The sequence below is a fragment of the Mesorhizobium sp. AA23 genome (assembly GCF_001672435.1).
In the GTDB taxonomy this organism is placed as follows: domain Bacteria; phylum Pseudomonadota; class Alphaproteobacteria; order Rhizobiales; family Rhizobiaceae; genus Mesorhizobium.
The window spans coordinates 563,593-579,475 of record NZ_LYTP01000012.1; the positions used below are offsets into that span (position 1 = coordinate 563,593).

14 protein-coding genes are annotated in these 15,883 nt (G+C 64.9%); 5 read left to right on the plus strand and 9 right to left on the minus strand.

Annotated elements, in window-relative coordinates; all coding sequences use genetic code 11:
- Window positions 1-112: 112 nt before the first annotated feature.
- The gene (gene gyrB / locus A9K66_RS13360) at window positions 113-2,584 is read right to left on the minus strand and encodes a DNA topoisomerase (ATP-hydrolyzing) subunit B (protein ID WP_067324174.1); all 2,472 of its coding nucleotides are present in this window, start codon (window positions 2,582-2,584) and stop codon (window positions 113-115) included.
- Window positions 2,585-2,831: 247 nt separating this feature from the next.
- On the minus strand, window positions 2,832-3,413 hold the full coding sequence (locus A9K66_RS13365) for an NADPH-dependent FMN reductase (RefSeq protein ID WP_067324176.1): 582 nt from the start codon (window positions 3,411-3,413) through the stop codon (window positions 2,832-2,834).
- Window positions 3,414-3,593: 180 nt separating this feature from the next.
- Here A9K66_RS13365 and A9K66_RS13370 point away from each other — a divergent pair, with 180 nt between their 5' ends.
- Window positions 3,594-4,964 (plus strand): cytochrome P450, encoded by a 1,371-nt coding sequence (locus A9K66_RS13370; protein WP_067324178.1) that lies wholly within the window; start codon window positions 3,594-3,596, stop codon window positions 4,962-4,964.
- Window positions 4,965-4,991: 27 nt separating this feature from the next.
- Here the strand turns inward: A9K66_RS13370 and A9K66_RS13375 are convergent, their stop codons facing one another.
- The 7 genes from A9K66_RS13375 to A9K66_RS13405 form a co-directional block, all read right to left on the minus strand.
- Window positions 4,992-5,975: a complex I NDUFA9 subunit family protein gene (locus A9K66_RS13375; protein WP_067324180.1), complete on the minus strand. Its 984-nt coding sequence runs from the start codon at window positions 5,973-5,975 to the stop codon at window positions 4,992-4,994.
- Window positions 5,976-6,133: 158 nt separating this feature from the next.
- Window positions 6,134-6,586: a DoxX family protein gene (locus A9K66_RS13380; protein ID WP_067324182.1), complete on the minus strand. Its 453-nt coding sequence runs from the start codon at window positions 6,584-6,586 to the stop codon at window positions 6,134-6,136.
- A gap of 379 nt (window positions 6,587-6,965) precedes the next feature.
- Window positions 6,966-7,967 (minus strand): Ldh family oxidoreductase, encoded by a 1,002-nt coding sequence (locus A9K66_RS13385; RefSeq protein ID WP_067324184.1) that lies wholly within the window; start codon window positions 7,965-7,967, stop codon window positions 6,966-6,968.
- 149 nt (window positions 7,968-8,116) lie between these two features.
- Window positions 8,117-8,926: an ABC transporter permease gene (locus A9K66_RS13390; RefSeq protein ID WP_067003383.1), complete on the minus strand. Its 810-nt coding sequence runs from the start codon at window positions 8,924-8,926 to the stop codon at window positions 8,117-8,119.
- Complete coding sequence (locus tag A9K66_RS13395) at window positions 8,926-9,591, minus strand: ABC transporter permease subunit (protein WP_067324705.1); 666 nt, start codon at window positions 9,589-9,591, stop codon at window positions 8,926-8,928. Before A9K66_RS13395 ends, A9K66_RS13390 begins: the two co-directional genes overlap by 1 nt.
- A gap of 200 nt (window positions 9,592-9,791) precedes the next feature.
- Window positions 9,792-10,586: a transporter substrate-binding domain-containing protein gene (locus tag A9K66_RS13400; RefSeq protein WP_067324186.1), complete on the minus strand. Its 795-nt coding sequence runs from the start codon at window positions 10,584-10,586 to the stop codon at window positions 9,792-9,794.
- Between the two features lie 55 nt (window positions 10,587-10,641).
- Window positions 10,642-11,457, minus strand: a complete 816-nt coding sequence (locus A9K66_RS13405) for an ABC transporter ATP-binding protein (protein ID WP_067003385.1) — start codon at window positions 11,455-11,457, stop codon at window positions 10,642-10,644.
- 211 nt (window positions 11,458-11,668) lie between these two features.
- Here A9K66_RS13405 and A9K66_RS13410 point away from each other — a divergent pair, with 211 nt between their 5' ends.
- The 4 genes from A9K66_RS13410 to A9K66_RS13425 all read left to right on the plus strand — a co-directional run bounded on the left by A9K66_RS13410 (window position 11,669) and on the right by A9K66_RS13425 (window position 15,851).
- Window positions 11,669-12,541, plus strand: a complete 873-nt coding sequence (locus A9K66_RS13410) for a dimethylarginine dimethylaminohydrolase family protein (RefSeq protein ID WP_067324708.1) — start codon at window positions 11,669-11,671, stop codon at window positions 12,539-12,541.
- Window positions 12,511-13,182, plus strand: coding sequence for a TetR family transcriptional regulator C-terminal domain-containing protein (locus A9K66_RS13415; RefSeq protein ID WP_067324188.1), 672 nt, complete (start codon window positions 12,511-12,513; stop codon window positions 13,180-13,182). The genes A9K66_RS13410 and A9K66_RS13415 overlap by 31 nt, the downstream gene beginning before the upstream one ends.
- A 197-nt stretch (window positions 13,183-13,379) precedes the next feature.
- Window positions 13,380-14,960 (plus strand): 5-guanidino-2-oxopentanoate decarboxylase, encoded by a 1,581-nt coding sequence (locus tag A9K66_RS13420; RefSeq protein ID WP_067324189.1) that lies wholly within the window; start codon window positions 13,380-13,382, stop codon window positions 14,958-14,960.
- Window positions 14,961-15,143: 183 nt separating this feature from the next.
- A complete protein-coding gene (locus A9K66_RS13425) occupies window positions 15,144-15,851 on the plus strand; it encodes an SDR family NAD(P)-dependent oxidoreductase (RefSeq protein ID WP_067003394.1) in 708 nt (235 codons plus the stop codon).
- Window positions 15,852-15,883 lie beyond the last annotated feature (32 nt).

Here is a 15,883-nt window from a genome sequence, read left to right on the forward strand (position 1 = left end):
GTTGTGATCGATCTGTCACAATGTTTCAGGAGACCTTCTGTTCCGGTCGGATCACCCCATCCGCCACGGACGGCGGACCGACGGCAGGCTGAGAGGCCCGATGGCACGGTCCTCAAATATCCAGATTGGCCACCGACAGCGCATTGTCCTGGATGAACTCGCGCCGCGGCTCCACCTCGTCGCCCATCAGCCGTGAGAACAGGCTGTCGGCGTCGGTCGCGTCGGCCACCTTGACCTGAAGCAGCGAGCGCACATTCGGATCCAGCGTGGTTTCCCAGAGCTGTTCGGCGTTCATCTCGCCAAGGCCCTTGTAGCGCTGCATGGTCAGTCCCTTGCGGCCAGCCGCGAACACCGCGTTGAGCAGCGCCAGCGGCCCGGAAAGGAGCTCGGAAGTCTCCTTGCGGCGCAGCGCCGGCTGCTCGCCATAGACTTCCGCCAGGCGCGCTGCATAGCGGTCCAGCTGGCGCGCATCGGCCGAATTGATCAGCCCGGCATCGAGCTGGACCGCGTCCTTGACGCCGCGCACGGTGCGTTCGAAGACATAGCCGCCCGACCCGTCATTGGAGGTCGACAGCCGTCCGCTCCAGCCGCGCTCGGTCTCCTCGGCGATCATGTCGAGCCGCCTGGCGACGTGTTCGGCCATGGCGGTGGCGCGGCCGAGATCGGCGAGCACGTCGGCATTGAGCGCGCCGGCGATCGCCGCCTGCTCGACGACACTGCGGTTGTAGCGCGTGTGCAGCCCGTTGATCAGGTGCCGCACCGCCAACGCGTCGTCGACCGCGCCGCGCAGGTCCTGTCCGGTCCGCACCTCGCCGGAAGCGAGCGTCAGTGAAGCCTCTTCCAGCCCGGACTCGATCAGATATTCCTCATAGGCGCTTTCGTCCTTGAGATATTGCGAGCTCTTGCCCCGCGTCACTTTGTAGAGCGGCGGCTGGGCGATGTAGAGATGGCCGCGCTCGATCAGCTCCGGCATCTGCCGGAAGAAGAAGGTGAGCAGCAGCGTGCGGATGTGGGCGCCGTCGACGTCGGCGTCCGTCATCAGGATGATCTTGTGGTAGCGCAGCTTGTCGGCGTTGAACTCGTCCTTGCCGATCGAGGTGCCGAGCGCCGTGATCAGCGTGCCGATCATGTCGGAGCTGAGCATACGGTCGAAGCGCGCCCGCTCGACATTCAGGATCTTGCCCCGCAGCGGCAGGATCGCCTGGTTCTGGCGCGAGCGCCCGCCCTTGGCCGAGCCGCCGGCCGAGTCGCCCTCAACGATGAAGATTTCCGATTTCGCGGGATCGCGCTCTTGGCAGTCGGCAAGCTTGCCGGGCAGCGAGGTGACGCCGAGCGTGCTCTTGCGGGTTATGTCGCGCGCCTTGCGCGCGGCTTCGCGCGCGGCGGCCGCCTGGATCACCTTCTCCACCACCACCTTGCCTTCGCTTGGATGCTCTTCCAGCCAGGTGCCCAGCGCCTCGTTGACCAGGCTTTCCACCACCGGCCGGACTTCCGAGGAGACCAGCTTGTCCTTGGTCTGCGAGGAGAATTTCGGATCCGGAACCTTGACCGACAGAACGGCCGTCAGGCCTTCGCGGCAGTCGTCGCCGGTGAGCGAAACCTTTTCCTTCTTGGTCTGGCCGGAGGACTCGCCATAGCCGGTGATCTGCCTGGTCAGCGCGGCGCGGAATCCGGCCAGATGCGTGCCGCCGTCGCGCTGCGGGATGTTGTTGGTGAAGGCCAGCACGTTCTCGTGGTAACTGTCGTTCCACCACATCGCCACCTCGACGGTGATGCCGTCGCGCTCGGCGCGAATGGCGATCGGCTTCTCGATCAGCGGCTTCTTCACCCGGTCGAGATACTTGACGAATTCCTCTAGGCCGCCGTCATAATGCAATTCGTGGCGCACGAGGTCGGCATGGCGCGCGTCGGTCAGCACGATGCGCACGCCGGAATTGAGGAAGGCGAGCTCGCGCAGCCGGTGCTCGAGCGTGTTGTAGTCGAATTCGACCATGGTGAAGGTTTCGGCTGACGGGAAGAAGGTGATCTCGCTGCCGCTGCGGCCTTCATAGGTCCCCGGTCGCTTGTCCTGCTCGTAGGTGCCGGTCACCTTCAGCGGAGCGTCGGCATTGCCGTGCGTGAAGCTCATCTCGAAGATTTCGCCGTTGCGACGGATCTTGAGCTTGAGCCATGCCGAAAGAGCGTTGACCACCGAGACGCCGACGCCGTGCAGGCCGCCCGAAACCTTGTAGGAGTTCTGGTCGAATTTGCCGCCGGCATGCAGCTGGGTCATGATCACTTCGGCCGCCGAGACGCCCTCGCTGGGATGGATATCGGTCGGAATCCCGCGGCCATTGTCGATGACGGTCACCGAGCCGTCGGGGTTGAGCGTCACCGAGACGAGGTCGGCATGCCCGGCCAGCGCCTCGTCGATGGCGTTGTCCACCACCTCATAGACCATGTGATGCAGGCCCGAGCCGTCGTCGGTGTCGCCGATATACATGCCCGGCCGCTTGCGGACAGCGTCCAACCCCTTCAAAACCTTGATGGAATCGGCGCCATACTCGGCTTCCGCGCCAATGGCGCTTTCGGTCTGATCGCTCATAAATACCTGTCTGATTGATGTCGCTGATCCGGCGCGGAAAAATGGTCCCGAATCGCGCCGTTTTGATGTCCTAGATATAGGCGCAAATGGCCGTTTTTCCAAGGTTTGCAGGCGTTTTGCCGGCTTGGCGAGCGGCCGTTGGCAGGCCGGGCGCGATACACCGGGAAGCGCGGTGCGGGCAGCGGGCTATGCCGGCGCGAAAGCCTCGCCCGAGCGCGGCGTTGCAGCAGTCATATCGGGACGTCTGCTATTCCGCCCGGAGGCCGGCGCGCAGCGCCTTCAGCGCCTCGCTCCAGCGGAACAACTCGTCCAGCATGGTCTTGGCGCCGCCCAGCACCTGCTCGCCCGGATGATACGCGCCCTCCTTGTCGAGCAAGGTCCTGTAGGAAGGCAGCGCCACGCCTTCCGGGATCGGCATGACGCCGACCGAGGTCAGCAGCGGCTTCAGCGCCTGTGCCGCGCGCAGGCCACCGGACACCCCGCCATAGCTGAAGATGGCGGCGGGCTTGTAGCGCCACTCCTTGAGCAGATAGTCGACGGCGTTAACAATCGCCGGAGCGGCGAAATAATTGTATTCCGGCGCCACGAAGACGAAGGCGTCGGCGGCGTCGATCGCCTTCGACCAGGCCTTGGTGTGGTCGTTCTCGTATTTGCGCAGGCGCGGATGATGCGGCTCGTCGAGCAGCGGCAGCTTGAAGGCGGCAATGTCGGCGAGCGCCGGCTCGAACTTGCCGTGCTCGCGCGCGAACCCCTCCAGCCACTCGGCGAAGATCGGTCCGGCGCGTCCCGGTCGCGTGCTGCCGATGATGATGCTCAACTGGTGCTTCACGGGTGGCTCCTCGATTGACGGTATCCGTTGGCGACTAAAGGAACCGGTCACCGTCAACAAGCAGCCATCGAAGGGCGCCGTTCACATTCAGGCGAGGCGGTCTCTCCATGGGCTTTCCGTTCGGTCACATGGACGCCCGCTTTGCCGCGCATTACATTTGCCGCCGTAGCGGAGCATCCGATGGACACAAAGCCCGCCCCCTTCGTGCCGCCTGCGCCGAAGCCGCGCACCCAGCCGCCCTCGACGCTGGAGATGATGCGCATCGTCTACCGCAACCCGCTCGAGCTGTGGGGCGAGCATACCTACAACGAGCCCTGGATCTCGGTGACCGGTATCGGCGGGCCGCTGGTCATCGCCAACGATCCCGGCCTCATCCGCCACGTGCTGATCGACAACGCCAGGAACTACAAGATGGCGACGGTGCGCCAGCTGATCCTGCGCCCGATCCTGCGAGACGGCTTGCTCACCGCCGAGGGCGAGGTGTGGAAGCGCTCGCGCAAGGCGATGGCGCCGGTGTTCACGCCGCGCCACATCTTCGGTTTCGCCGAGCCGATGCTGAAGCGCACGCTGGAATTCGCCACCCGCTACGAGGCCGGCGGTACGACCGACGTCGCCCGCGACATGACGATGCTCACCTATGATATCCTGGCCGAGACGCTGTTTTCCGGCGAGATCGCCGGCGAGCCCGGCAGCTTCGCCAAGGAGATCGACCGCCTGTTCGAGACCATGGGCCGGGTCGATCCGCTCGACCTGTTGCGCGCCCCGGAATGGCTGCCGCGGCTGACCCGCATCCGCGGCCGCAAGACCATGGCCTATTTCCGCAACATCGTTGCCAACACGGTGAAAATGCGCGAGGAGCGGCTGAAGCGCGATCCCGACGGCGTGCCGCAGGATTTCCTGACGCTACTCCTGAAAGCCGAGGGGCCGGACGGCCTGACCCGCGCCGAAGTCGAGGACAACATCATCACCTTCATCGGCGCCGGGCACGAGACCACGGCGCGCGCGCTCGGCTGGACGATCTACTGTCTCGCCGAAGCGCCTTGGGAGCGCGACAAGGTCGAGCAGGAGATCGATGCGGTGTTGGCGCGCGAGCCCGATCCGACAAGGTGGCTGGACGCCATGCCGCTCACCCGCGCCGCCTTCGAGGAAGCGCTGAGGCTTTATCCGCCGGCGCCCTCGATCAATCGCGAGCCGATCGAGCCGGAGACCTGGAACGGCCTCTATATCCCGAGATACGCCGCCGTGCTGGTGATGCCCTGGGTGGTGCATCGTCATCGCAAGCTATGGGACAGGCCGGACGCCTTCATGCCGGAGCGCTTCCATCCGGAGAACCGCGAACGGATCGACCGCTTCCAGTATCTGCCTTTCGGCGCCGGGCCGCGCGTCTGCATCGGCGCCAGCTTCGCCATGCAGGAGGCGATCATTGCTTTGGCCATCCTGTTGTCGCGCTTCCGTTTCGACGTAACGTCACAAACTCGGCCATGGCCGGTGCAGAAGCTGACCACGCAGCCGCAGGGCGGCCTGCCGATGCAGATTTCCCGCCGCGCCTGATTGGAACGGGTCCCGATCGGGAACAGTCTACCGGTCGGCGATCGGCCGGCGCTGCTGGAACTGGCCGGCGGCGCGGAAGCGCCAGAGATAGCTCGGCAGGATCGCGGCGATCGCCTGCGGCTGGATGCCGAGGCCATTGATCGTTCTGTTCGCCTTGGCGGCGGCTTCGGAGACGACGTTGTGCTCGCGCAGCTGCAGCACCTGGTCCTTGGTCAGCAGCGGATTGGGCAACAGCTGCAGGATCGAGGCTTGGATATTGGCCACCCACCACGGCACCGGCACCAGGAGGCGTCTGCGGTCGATAACGGCGAGCAGCTCCTGCATGCATTCCTTGAAGGTCAACACCTGCGGGCCGCCGAGCTCATAGGTCTGGCCACGCTCGACCTTGCCGTCGACCGAGCGTGCCACCGCCTCGGCAACGTCGCCGACATAGATCGGCTGGAATTTCGTCTCCCCGCCGCCGATCAGCGGCAGCACGGGCGAGAAGCGCGCCATGTTGGCGAAGCGGTTGAAGAAGGCGTCCTCGGGTCCGAAATTGATCGAGGGCCGCAAGACGACGGCGTCGGGCACCGTCTCGAACACTGCTTTCTCGCCGAGAGCCTTGGTGCGGGCATATCCCGACGGCGAGTTGAGGTCGGCGCCGAGCGCCGATATATGGGCGAGGCCGGCGCCGACCGATCGCGCGGCCTCGGCGACGGCGCGCGCGCCGAACTCGTGCACGGAGCCGAATTTCTGCCGGCCGCTCTCATGCAGTATGGCGACGAGATTGACGACGTGGTCGGCGCCCTGAACGGCGCGGTCGACCGACCAGCGCACGCGCACATTGGCCTGCACCGGCTGGATCTGGCCGACATTGCCGAGCGGCTGCACATGGCCGGCAAGGTCGGGCCGCCGGCAGGCGACCCGGATGCGATAGCCGCGCTTGGCGAGCGCGCGAACGACATGACGGCCGACGAATCCCGAGCCGCCGAACACGACGACGAGCTTGGGGGTCTGCAGGATTTCGGTCATGGCTGGCTCCGCGCGCAAAAGCTTGGCTGAGCCGCTTCTTAATCCGTTTCGCGTCAAAGGCAAAGAGCGACCGGAGGTCGCCGCCGCCTTGTTTTTTAGTAATTCCAGGAAAGTGTGGAGCGGTTTTCCGTGCCGAATTGCGTCAGGGTAAAAGCCGCTCAGAACGCCCGGCCGATGCGCGCGTCGACCGAATGCCGGTTGCCGCCTCGGATGACGAAGAAGGCGAGGATTGCCGCCCAGAGCAGCGACTTTTCCGCGCCCGAAAAGCCCTGGCCCATGGTGACCCAGTGGAACCATACTGTGACCAGAAGCACGATCAGGCCGGCGAAAGCGGCCGGGCGGGTGACGAGGCCGATGGCAATCAAAATGCCGCCGAAGAATTCGGTGCAGGCGAGCAGCGGCGACCAGAAGACGCCAGGATAGAAGCCCAGACCTTCGACCATTTCCGTGGCGCCAAACGGATTGACGATCTTCTGCGAGCCATGAATGGCGAGGAACGCCCCGGCAACGGCGCGCAGCAGCGTTTCGGCCGCATTGTTCAGCGTCGCATAGAGTCCGCCTAGGGCCGGAACGATAAGCCTTGGTCTGGACGTGTCGGTGCTGGCGAACATGCGGTCTCCTTTTTGCTGATTTGACGGACGCAAAGGCGTCCACTCCGTCAAATAGAATAAACCTGACGAACTTTCGCATGTTTTATTGCCGCAGTGAGAAACAGAAAACCCCGCCGAGGCGGGGTTTTCCGGGCAGTGAGCGCATCGAAACAGGGTCCAACGAGGCGGCCTGACTGAGACGGTATCAAGGCGGCGTGAAGCAAGCACGCCCGCCCCGGCCCTGGACGCCCGGCGCGACGGCCGCCAATCGCAAGCCGCGACCCAAGCCACCCTTTTGCGGCTTGCGATGTGGGGTGCCGCTGATGGGTCGCTGCCGGGCTAAGAAAGGTTCAAAGCGGCGCGAAACAAATGCGCGCCTTGTTGCCGGGCGATGCCTCGATCAGGCCGAGTAGCGTTCAGCGAATTCGGAAATGCGCTGCACGACCGCCTTCGGGATATCGACACCGCGCGCCGTCGCCTTTTCAGCGGCCTCTGCCCGGGCGCGGCCGGGGATGTGCACGCCGTAGCGCCGCCGCAGCCGGTCAAGCTGGTCCTTCATGCGCTGTTCAAAATCCGGGTCGACCAATTTGGGCTCGATAGCGAGCACGAAGAGCCCGGTTCCGGGGCTGTCCGGCCCGCCTGAGAACCAGGGTGCGTCGAGCGACCAGTTGGCGCCGGAAATCCCCGCCGCCAGCACCTCGACCATAAGCGCGATGTTAGCGCCGCGCTGGCCGCCGAAGGCGAGCATCGCGCCCTTCATCGCCGCCGCTGGATCGGTGGTCGGATTGCCGCTGGCATCCAGTGCCCAGCCCTCGGGGATCTTCCTGCCGTCTTCCGCCGCCTTGCGGATGTTGACGAAGGCGGTGGCGCTCGACGATTGGTCGATCACCAACGGCGGCCCGTCCGCGGCAGGCGCGGCAAAGGACATCGGGTTGGTGCAGTAGACCGGCTTGACCGAGCCCGAGCCTGCAAGCACCGCCGGCCCGTTGGTGGCGGCGAACGAGACCAGCCCCTGCGCTGCCAGCCGTCCGGTGAAATAGCCGAGCGCGCCGCAGGTATAGGCGTTCCTTTGCGAGAAGATGGCGACGCCGAACAGCCTCGCCGCCTTGACGAGGTCATCGATAGTGCGGTCGAAGCCGGTATGGGCAAGCCCGCCGCGCGCGTCGGAGAGGTAGACGGCCAGCGCCGGCCGGGTGACGACCGGATCGGCATCGCCGTCGATGCGGCCGTCCTCGATGGCTTCCAGATAGTCGATGAAATGCGACAGGCCGACCGCCGACAGGCCTTCTGCTTGCGCGGCGATGATCGAGGCAACCAGCGACTGCGTCACTTCTTCATTGGCGCCGGCGCCGAGCGCCGCCATGCGGCACAGCCCTGTTGCCTGGTCGAGAGTGAGTTGCATCGGAGCCGTCCTGAGGAAGTAGGGGAGTAAGGGAATAAGGGAATAAGGGAATAAGGGAGTAGGGGGAGATTGTGGAGCAAATAGCGAATGGGGATGGAAATGTGAACGCGGATCGTGGCTGAACACTCCCCTATTCCCCTATTCCCCTACTAACCGATCTTGACCGGAATCCGGGCCTCGATGCGGCTGAAGATGAGAACCAGGATGCCGGTGATTGTCATGTAGATCAGCGCCAGCAGCAGCAAGGGCTCGTAGGTGAGATAAGTGTCCTGCCGCACCTTGGACGAGACGGCGAAGATATCGATGACGCTGATCGTCGCCACCAGCGGCGTCGACTTGAGCTGCAGCACGGTTTCGCCGGTCAGTGTCGGCAGCGCACGGAAGAAGGCCTGCGGCAGCCAGATGCGGCGGAAGATCTTGAAGCGGCTCATGCCGAAGGCGCGCGCGGCTTCCAGCTGCCCTTTCGGCACGCCGGCGAAGGCGCCGCGCATCACCTCGCCTTCATAGCCGGCAAATGACAAGGTCAACGCCAACACGCCGTAGGGCCAGGCTTGCCTGAGATAGGGCCACATCCAGGACTCGCGAATCCATGGATATTGCGGAAAAAGCGATCCAAGCCCGTAGTAGAGCAGCCAGAGCTGCAGCAGCAGCGGCGTGCCGCGAATGATGGTGCAGAAGATCTTGGCCGGTGCGGCGAGCCAGAACGGCCCACCGGCCTGCGCCAGCCCAAGCGGTACGGCCAGTATAAAGCCCAGCGCGCAGGTCACGACGAGGATCCACAGCGACCGCCAGATGCCGAGCAGCCCCATCTGCCAATATTGCGGCAGCCAGTCCCAGCGCATGAAGAAGGCCGCGCAGAGGACCAATCCCAGCGCGATTAGGATCAGCACGATGCGGTGCGGCTTCAGCCAGAGCGAGGCACGCGCCGCCATGTTGATCGCGGTCGCTTCGGCCGACATCAGCGCGCCTCCTTGACGGAAGGCATGCCGCGCCGCGACCAGGCCTCGACGCGGCCGATGATCACGTTGGAAAACAGCGTCAGCGCCAGATAAAGCGCGCCGGCAGCAAGATAGAAGACCAGATAGGCCTTGGTGACGCCGGCCGCCTGACGCGTCGCCAGCGTCAGTTCGAAGAAGCCAACGACGGCAAGCAACGCGGTGTCCTTGGTGGCGATCAGCCAGAGATTGGCAAGGCCGGGAATGGCGAAAGGCAGCATTGCCGGCAATGTTATGCGCCTCAACATCAGGCCGGGCGGCATGCCATAGGCGCGGGCGGCCTCGATCTGGCCTTGTGGGATGGACAGGATGGCGCCGCGGATGACTTCCGTCGAATAGGCGCCCTGCACGACCCCAAGGACAAAAATGCCGGCGGCCAGCCCGCTGATGTCGACGCGCTGGTAACCGATCGCGGTCAGCAGCTGATTGATGAGATCGGTGCCGGCGTAATAGAGCAGCAGGATCAGCACCAGTTCCGGCACGGCGCGCACCACCGTGGTGTAGACGGCGAGCAGATCGCGCGTCACCGGTCCGCCGTAAAGCTTGCCCCAGGCGCCGCCGGTGCCGATCAAAAGGCCAAGGCAGGTGGCGCCGATGGCGATCTCGATCGAATGCAGCAATCCGACCAGCAGGGTGCCGCCCCAGCCGGGCGGCACGGGCGACAGGAGTTCGATGATGCCGGCCGCCGAGGCCGGAAGAAAGGCATTGATCAGCTTCGCCCCCGAATTGCTGGCAGCCGCCGACCGCAGCGTTCAGCGGCGGGCATGCGTGGCAAGGTTTGGGCCAAGGGGCATGGCGCTGGCCATGCCCCCAACATCAAAAGGAGGCGTCAGTTCGACTGCGTGGCGCCGCCATAGATGTCGAAGTCGAAGTATTTCTTGGAGATCTCATCGTACTTGCCGTTGGCGCGGATGGCCTTGATGCCGGCGTTGATCTTTTCCTTGAGCGCGGTGTCTTCCTTGCGCACGCCGGCGCCGACGCCCGGTCCCAGCACCTCGTCGTCCGGCGCGACCATACCCTTAAGATCGCAGCAGGCCTTGCCCTGGTCCGTCTTGAGGAATTCGCCCAGCGCGATGGAGTCGGCCTGCACCGCATCGAGGCGGCCGGCGGCGAGATCATTGTTCGCCTCGTCCTGCGTCTGGTATTCCTTGATCTCCTGCGCGCCGGTGAAGTGCTTCTTGGCGTAGACGGCATGCACGGTCGACACCTGAACGCCGATCACCTTGCCTTTGAGATCGTCCGGCGTGGCGCCGAACTTCTGATCCTTCGGCCCGATGATTGCTGTCGGCGTGTTGTAATACTTATCCGAGAAGTCGATCGTCTTCTTGCGCTCGTCGGTGATCGACATCGAGGAGACGATGAGGTCGATCTTCTTGGTGGTGAGCGCCGGAATGATGCCGTCCCAGGCAACGGGCGTGATTACGCAGTCGAGCTTCTCCTCGGCGCAGACGGCGTCGATGAAATCGATCTCCCAGCCGACCCACTTGCCCGTCGCGTCCGGCGAGGTGAACGGCGGATAGGGCTCGGCGGCGACGCCGATCTTGACCTGATCGGCCTTGGCCACGCCCATCGCGGCGACGCCGAACAGCAGCGCCGCGGCGAAGGTCTTGAGAACAGTCTTCATTTCAGGACTCCCAGTTTGTTGTCGTTCCCGGTTTTCGCTCCGCTTGACGCCGGCCCTAGCCGACATTGCGGAGGAATTGCTTGAGCCTTTCGGATTTCGGCGCGCCGAACAGCTGTTCCGGCGGGCCTTCTTCCTCGACCAGCCCGTTGTAGAGGTAGACGACATGGGTCGCGACCTCGCGGGCGAATTTCATTTCATGCGTCACCAGCACCATGGTGCGCCCCTCGCGCGCCAGGTCGCCGATCACCTTCAGCACCTCGCCGACCAGTTCCGGATCGAGCGCGGAGGTCGGCTCGTCGAACAGCATGACGCGCGGATTGATCGCCAGCGCCCTGGCGATCGCGGCGCGCTGCTGCTGGCCGCCCGACAGGAATGCCGGGTAGACGTCGCGCTTCTCCGCCAGCCCGACCCGGGCGAGCAGCTTCTCGGCCTGGGCGATCGCCTCGTCGCGCTTGACGCCGAGCACGTGCACCGGAACCTCGATGACGTTCTCGATCAGCGTCATGTGGCTCCACAGGTTGAAGTTTTGGAACACCATGCCGAGTCTCGAGCGGATGCGCTCGATCTGCTTGCGGTCGGCAGGAACCGTATGGCCGTGGCTGTCGGCCTTCAGCTTGATCTCCTCGCCATTGACACGGATGATGCCGCTGGTCGGGTTTTCCAGGCAGTTGATGCAGCGCAGCAGCGTCGACTTGCCGGAGCCCGAGCCGCCGATGATGGCGATCACCTCGCCGTCGCGCGCCGACAGCGAAACGCCCTTCAGCACATGCAACTGGCCGAACTTCTTGTGCAGGTTCTCGACATGGATGGCTTCGGCGGCGCCGCTCTGCGCTTGGCCGGCTGGGACTGCGGCGGCTTCCACCGCGCTCACCGGGTAACCTCAATAGGGGCGACGGCAGTTCGTCGAACGTCCATCCGGCTCATCAACATACGCTGTACTGTCCCGCTCCTCACTTCAGCATGGACCCGGCAGCGCGAGCCCGTCAATCCCGTTCATTACGGCACTTGCGACCTTGTTGCGCAAGTGTATAAATAGCCTTTCATGAAATTTTTTCGGTTTTTTTCATCTTAAAAGGGCATTGATGAGCGCTTTCGGATCACAATCCATGGCGGCGCCGCTGCGGCGCGTGCTCATGCGGTCGGCGGCGAACGCCATGCGCGACGCCGACAGAGCTCAATGGCACTATGGCCCGGGGTTCAACCCGGCGAAGGCAGCGTCACAGCACGCGGCCCTTGCTGAACTGGTAGCCGCTTCCGGCGCCGAAATCGAATGGATCGAGGACAAGGCGGACGGCCTTTCGGATTCGGTGTTCACGCACGACCCATCGCTGATGACCGAGCACGGTGCGCTGATCCTCTCGATGGGCAAGCCATTGCGCGCCAGGGAGCCCTCCCTGCATGAGGAAACCTATAGAGGGCTGGGTATTCCGATCCTCGGCCGCGTCGAGGCTCCTGGCCAGGTCGAAGGCGGTGATTGCGTATGGGTGGATGCCCGCACGCTGGCGATCGGGCGCGGGGTCCGCTCCAACCAGGAAGGCATCCAGCAGGTTTCGAACCTGCTGACGCCGCTGGGTATTTCCGTCTACGGTTTTGATCTGCCGCTGTGGCAGGGTGAAGAGGCGTGCCTGCATCTGATGTCGGTGATCAGCCCGCTGGCCGACGATCTCGCGCTGGTCTATTCGCCGCTTTTGCCGGCCCCGTTCTATCAGATGCTGAAGGCGCGCGGCATCAGGCTGGTCGAAGGCGACGCCGGAGAATTCGCCGCTTCCAACGGCCTCAGCCTGAACGTGCTGCCGACCAGCCCGCACAAGGTCATTGCCGTTGCGGGCTTTCCCAAGACCAAAGCCGCGATGGAGGCCGCCGGCTGCACGGTTGAGATTTTCGAGGCGGACGCGCTCTGTATCGCCTGTGAAGGCGGGCCGACATGCCTGACACGGCCGATCCTGCGCCGATGACTGCGCGCCGCAAGTTCCGTCGCGAGGGCGAGGAGCGGCGGCGGCAGGATCTGATCGAAGCGACTCTGGACTGCGTGGCGGAATATGGCCTGCAGGGCGCCACTTTGCGCACCATCGCATTGCGTGCCGGCGTCACCGCCGGCCTGATCCGGCACTATTTCCCCGGCAAGGAAGAATTGCTGCAGGGGGCCTATACGGCGCTGGTCGGCCGCATGACCGAGCAGGCGAAAGCGGCATTGGTCATGGAAGAGGCGTCGCCTCGCCAACGCCTTGCAGCTTTCGTCACCGCCAATCTCAGCGCGCCGATCATCGACCAACGGGTGTTTTCGCTCTGGGCGACGTTCATCGGCCGTGCGAGCGCGGATCCGACGCTCGCCCGCGCTCACCGCGAAGGCTATCTTGGCTTTCGCAACGAGGTGGAAGCGGTCGTGGCCGAGGTGCTCGCCGCCGAACAGCGCGAACCGGACGCAAGTCAGCTGCGCCGTCATGCCATCGCCATCAATGCGATCATCGACGGGCTTTGGATCGAAGGCTGCCTGGCCAGTGAGATGTTCTCGCCCGGCGAATTGGCGGCGATTGGCATCAAGGCTGTCGAGGCCGAACTCGGCCTCGCGCCGCTGAAGCATGATTCCGAAAAGTAGGAACGAGTTTTCGGAGAAAGATCATGCTCAACAAAGGTTAGATCGGTATGGCAATTCAACGAAACGCCATCACGGTCTAGAGCAATTCCAGGAAAAGGTGAGAAGCGGTTTCCCGTCCGGAATTGCGTAACAAACAAAGAGATAGAGCAAATCACTGTTTCCGTTAAACGGTGATCCGCTCCAAAGGGAGAAAACCAATGACCACGCTCGGCGAAGCGCTCATCACCTTGCTCGAGGCGCATGGGGTCGACACCGTATTCGGCATTCCGGGCGTGCATACGGTCGAGCTTTATCGCGGCCTGGCGCGTTCGAAGATCCGCCACATCACGCCGCGCCACGAGCAGGGCGCCGGCTTCATGGCCGACGGCTACGCCCGCGCCGGCGGCCGGCCGGGCGTGGCTTTCGTCATCACCGGACCCGGCCTCACCAACACCATCACCGCGATGGGCCAGGCGCGCGCCGATTCGGTGCCGATGCTGGTGATCTCCGGTGTCAATGCCACCGATACGCTCGGCAAGGGTTTGGGCTTCCTGCACGAACTGCCGGACCAGCGCGGCATGATGGAGAAGGTGGCGCTGTCTTCCGAGCGTGTCACCGAGGCCGAGGAACTGCCGGGTGCGCTCGCCCGCGCCTTCGCCGTCTTCTCCTCGTCGCGGCCGGGTCCGGTTCACATCGAGATCCCGACAAACGTCATGGTGAAGCCCGCCGAGGGGCTCGCGCCGGTGCTCGGCAACGCCGCGCCGCCCGCTCCGGACGCGGCGGCTGTTGCCGAGGCTGCGAGGTTGATCAAGGCGGCTCGCCGTCCGCTGATTCTTGCCGGTGGCGGTGCCAAGAAAGCGGACGCGGCGCTGACACGCTTCGCCGAAGCGCTCGGCGCGCCGGTGGTCGAGACCGCCAATGCGCGCGGCCTGCTGCATGGCCACCCGCTCTTGGTGCCCGCAAGCCCAAGCCTCAAGGCGGTGCGCGCGATGATGGCGGACGCCGATCTGGTGATCGCCGCCGGCACCGAATTCGGCCCCACCGACTATGACGGCTACGGCGATGGCGGCTTCGTGCTGCCGCCGAGCCTCATCCGCATCGATATCGGCGCCGACCAGCTCGCGCGCCGTCCGGTGACGGTTGGCATCCACGCCGATTGTGCCGAGGCGCTTTCTGCCCTGCTGGCTGCACTCGGCGCCGCTCATGTCGCCGCGAAAGACGGCGAAGCCCGCGCTGCCGCAGGGCGAGAGGCCGCTCTGGCGGAGCTGCGGCCGGACTACCTGGCGCAGCTGCGCGCGGTGGAGACGATCCGTGACGCGCTGCCCGGCGCCATCATCGTCGGCGACTCGACGCAACCGATCTACGCCGCCAACCTCTACTACGACCACGACCGTCCGGCCGGCTGGTTCAATGCCGCGACCGGTTTCGGCGCGCTGGGCTACGGTCCGCCGGCGGCGATCGGTGCCGCCCTTGCCGTGCCCGAAGCGCCGGTCGTGTGCCTCACCGGCGACGGCGGCTTCCAGTTCACCTTGCCGGAGCTCGGCGCGGCGCTCGACGCCGAGGCGCCGGTGATCTTCGTCGTCTGGAACAATCGCGGTTATCGCGAGATCGAGACCTCGATGCTTGATGTCGGCGTCGAGCCGGTCGGCGTGTCGCCGGCGCCGCCGGATTTCTGCAAGCTCGCCGAGGCCTACGGCATCGAAGCCGAGCGGCTGACAGGGGTCGGTGACCTGGCCGGTGCGCTGAAGCGCGCGCGAACTGCCGGCAAGCCGCGGGTTATAGAAATCATCGTCGATTGAAGGTCCTGGCGACCGTCCCATCCGGCCGAGACGCAGCCGCGTCACGTTGCGCGGCTTTGTCTCGACGCATGCAAAGACGGGACGCCTGCCATGTCGATATTTCAATTGAGTGACAACGCGAAAGGCGCGACGTTCGAGGCTGGGGCGGCATAACCATAAGAATACGACAGGAGCAGTCGAAATATGACGGAAACGCTTAACGGCAGGCATGTCGTGGTGACGGGCGGCACCGGGGCGCTCGGCGGCGCGGTTGTCGGCAGGTTGCTGGAGCAGGGCGCGATTTGCCACGTGCCCAATGCGCATGCCGCGGCTCCGCCTCATTTTCCCTACGCGGCTCACGCCAGCGTCCATCTGGCGCACAATGTCGACCTGTCGGACTCCGCCAAGGTCGAGGCCTTCTACCATCAGGTTCCGGAGCTTTGGGCTTCGATCCATCTTGCCGGCGGTTTCACCATGGCGCCGGTCGAAAAGATCGAGACGGCATCCTTTGCCGAGATGATGGACACCAATGCCCGGACCACCTTCCTTTGCAGCCGCGCCGCGGTGCGCTCGATGCTGACGTCGGGCACCGCGGGGCGCATCGTCAACGTCAGCGCGCGTGCCGGGCTTGATCCCAGGCGCGGCGCCGGAATGGTCGCCTATGCCGCGAGCAAGGCGGCGGTCGCCGCGATGACCCAGGCGATGGCCGAGGAGCTGAAGCACAAGGGCATCCTGGTCAATGCGGTCGCGCCCTCGACGCTCGACACGCCCGCCACCCGCGCCGACATGCCCGACGCCGATTTCACCAAATGGGTCAGCCTCGAGGCCGCCGCCGAGGCGATCGCCTATCTCGCCTCGCCCGCCAATCAGGCGATGAGCGGCACGCTGGTGCCGCTCTACGGGCGAGCCTGACCTCATAGATCAAAGTGCAATGAAAGACCCCG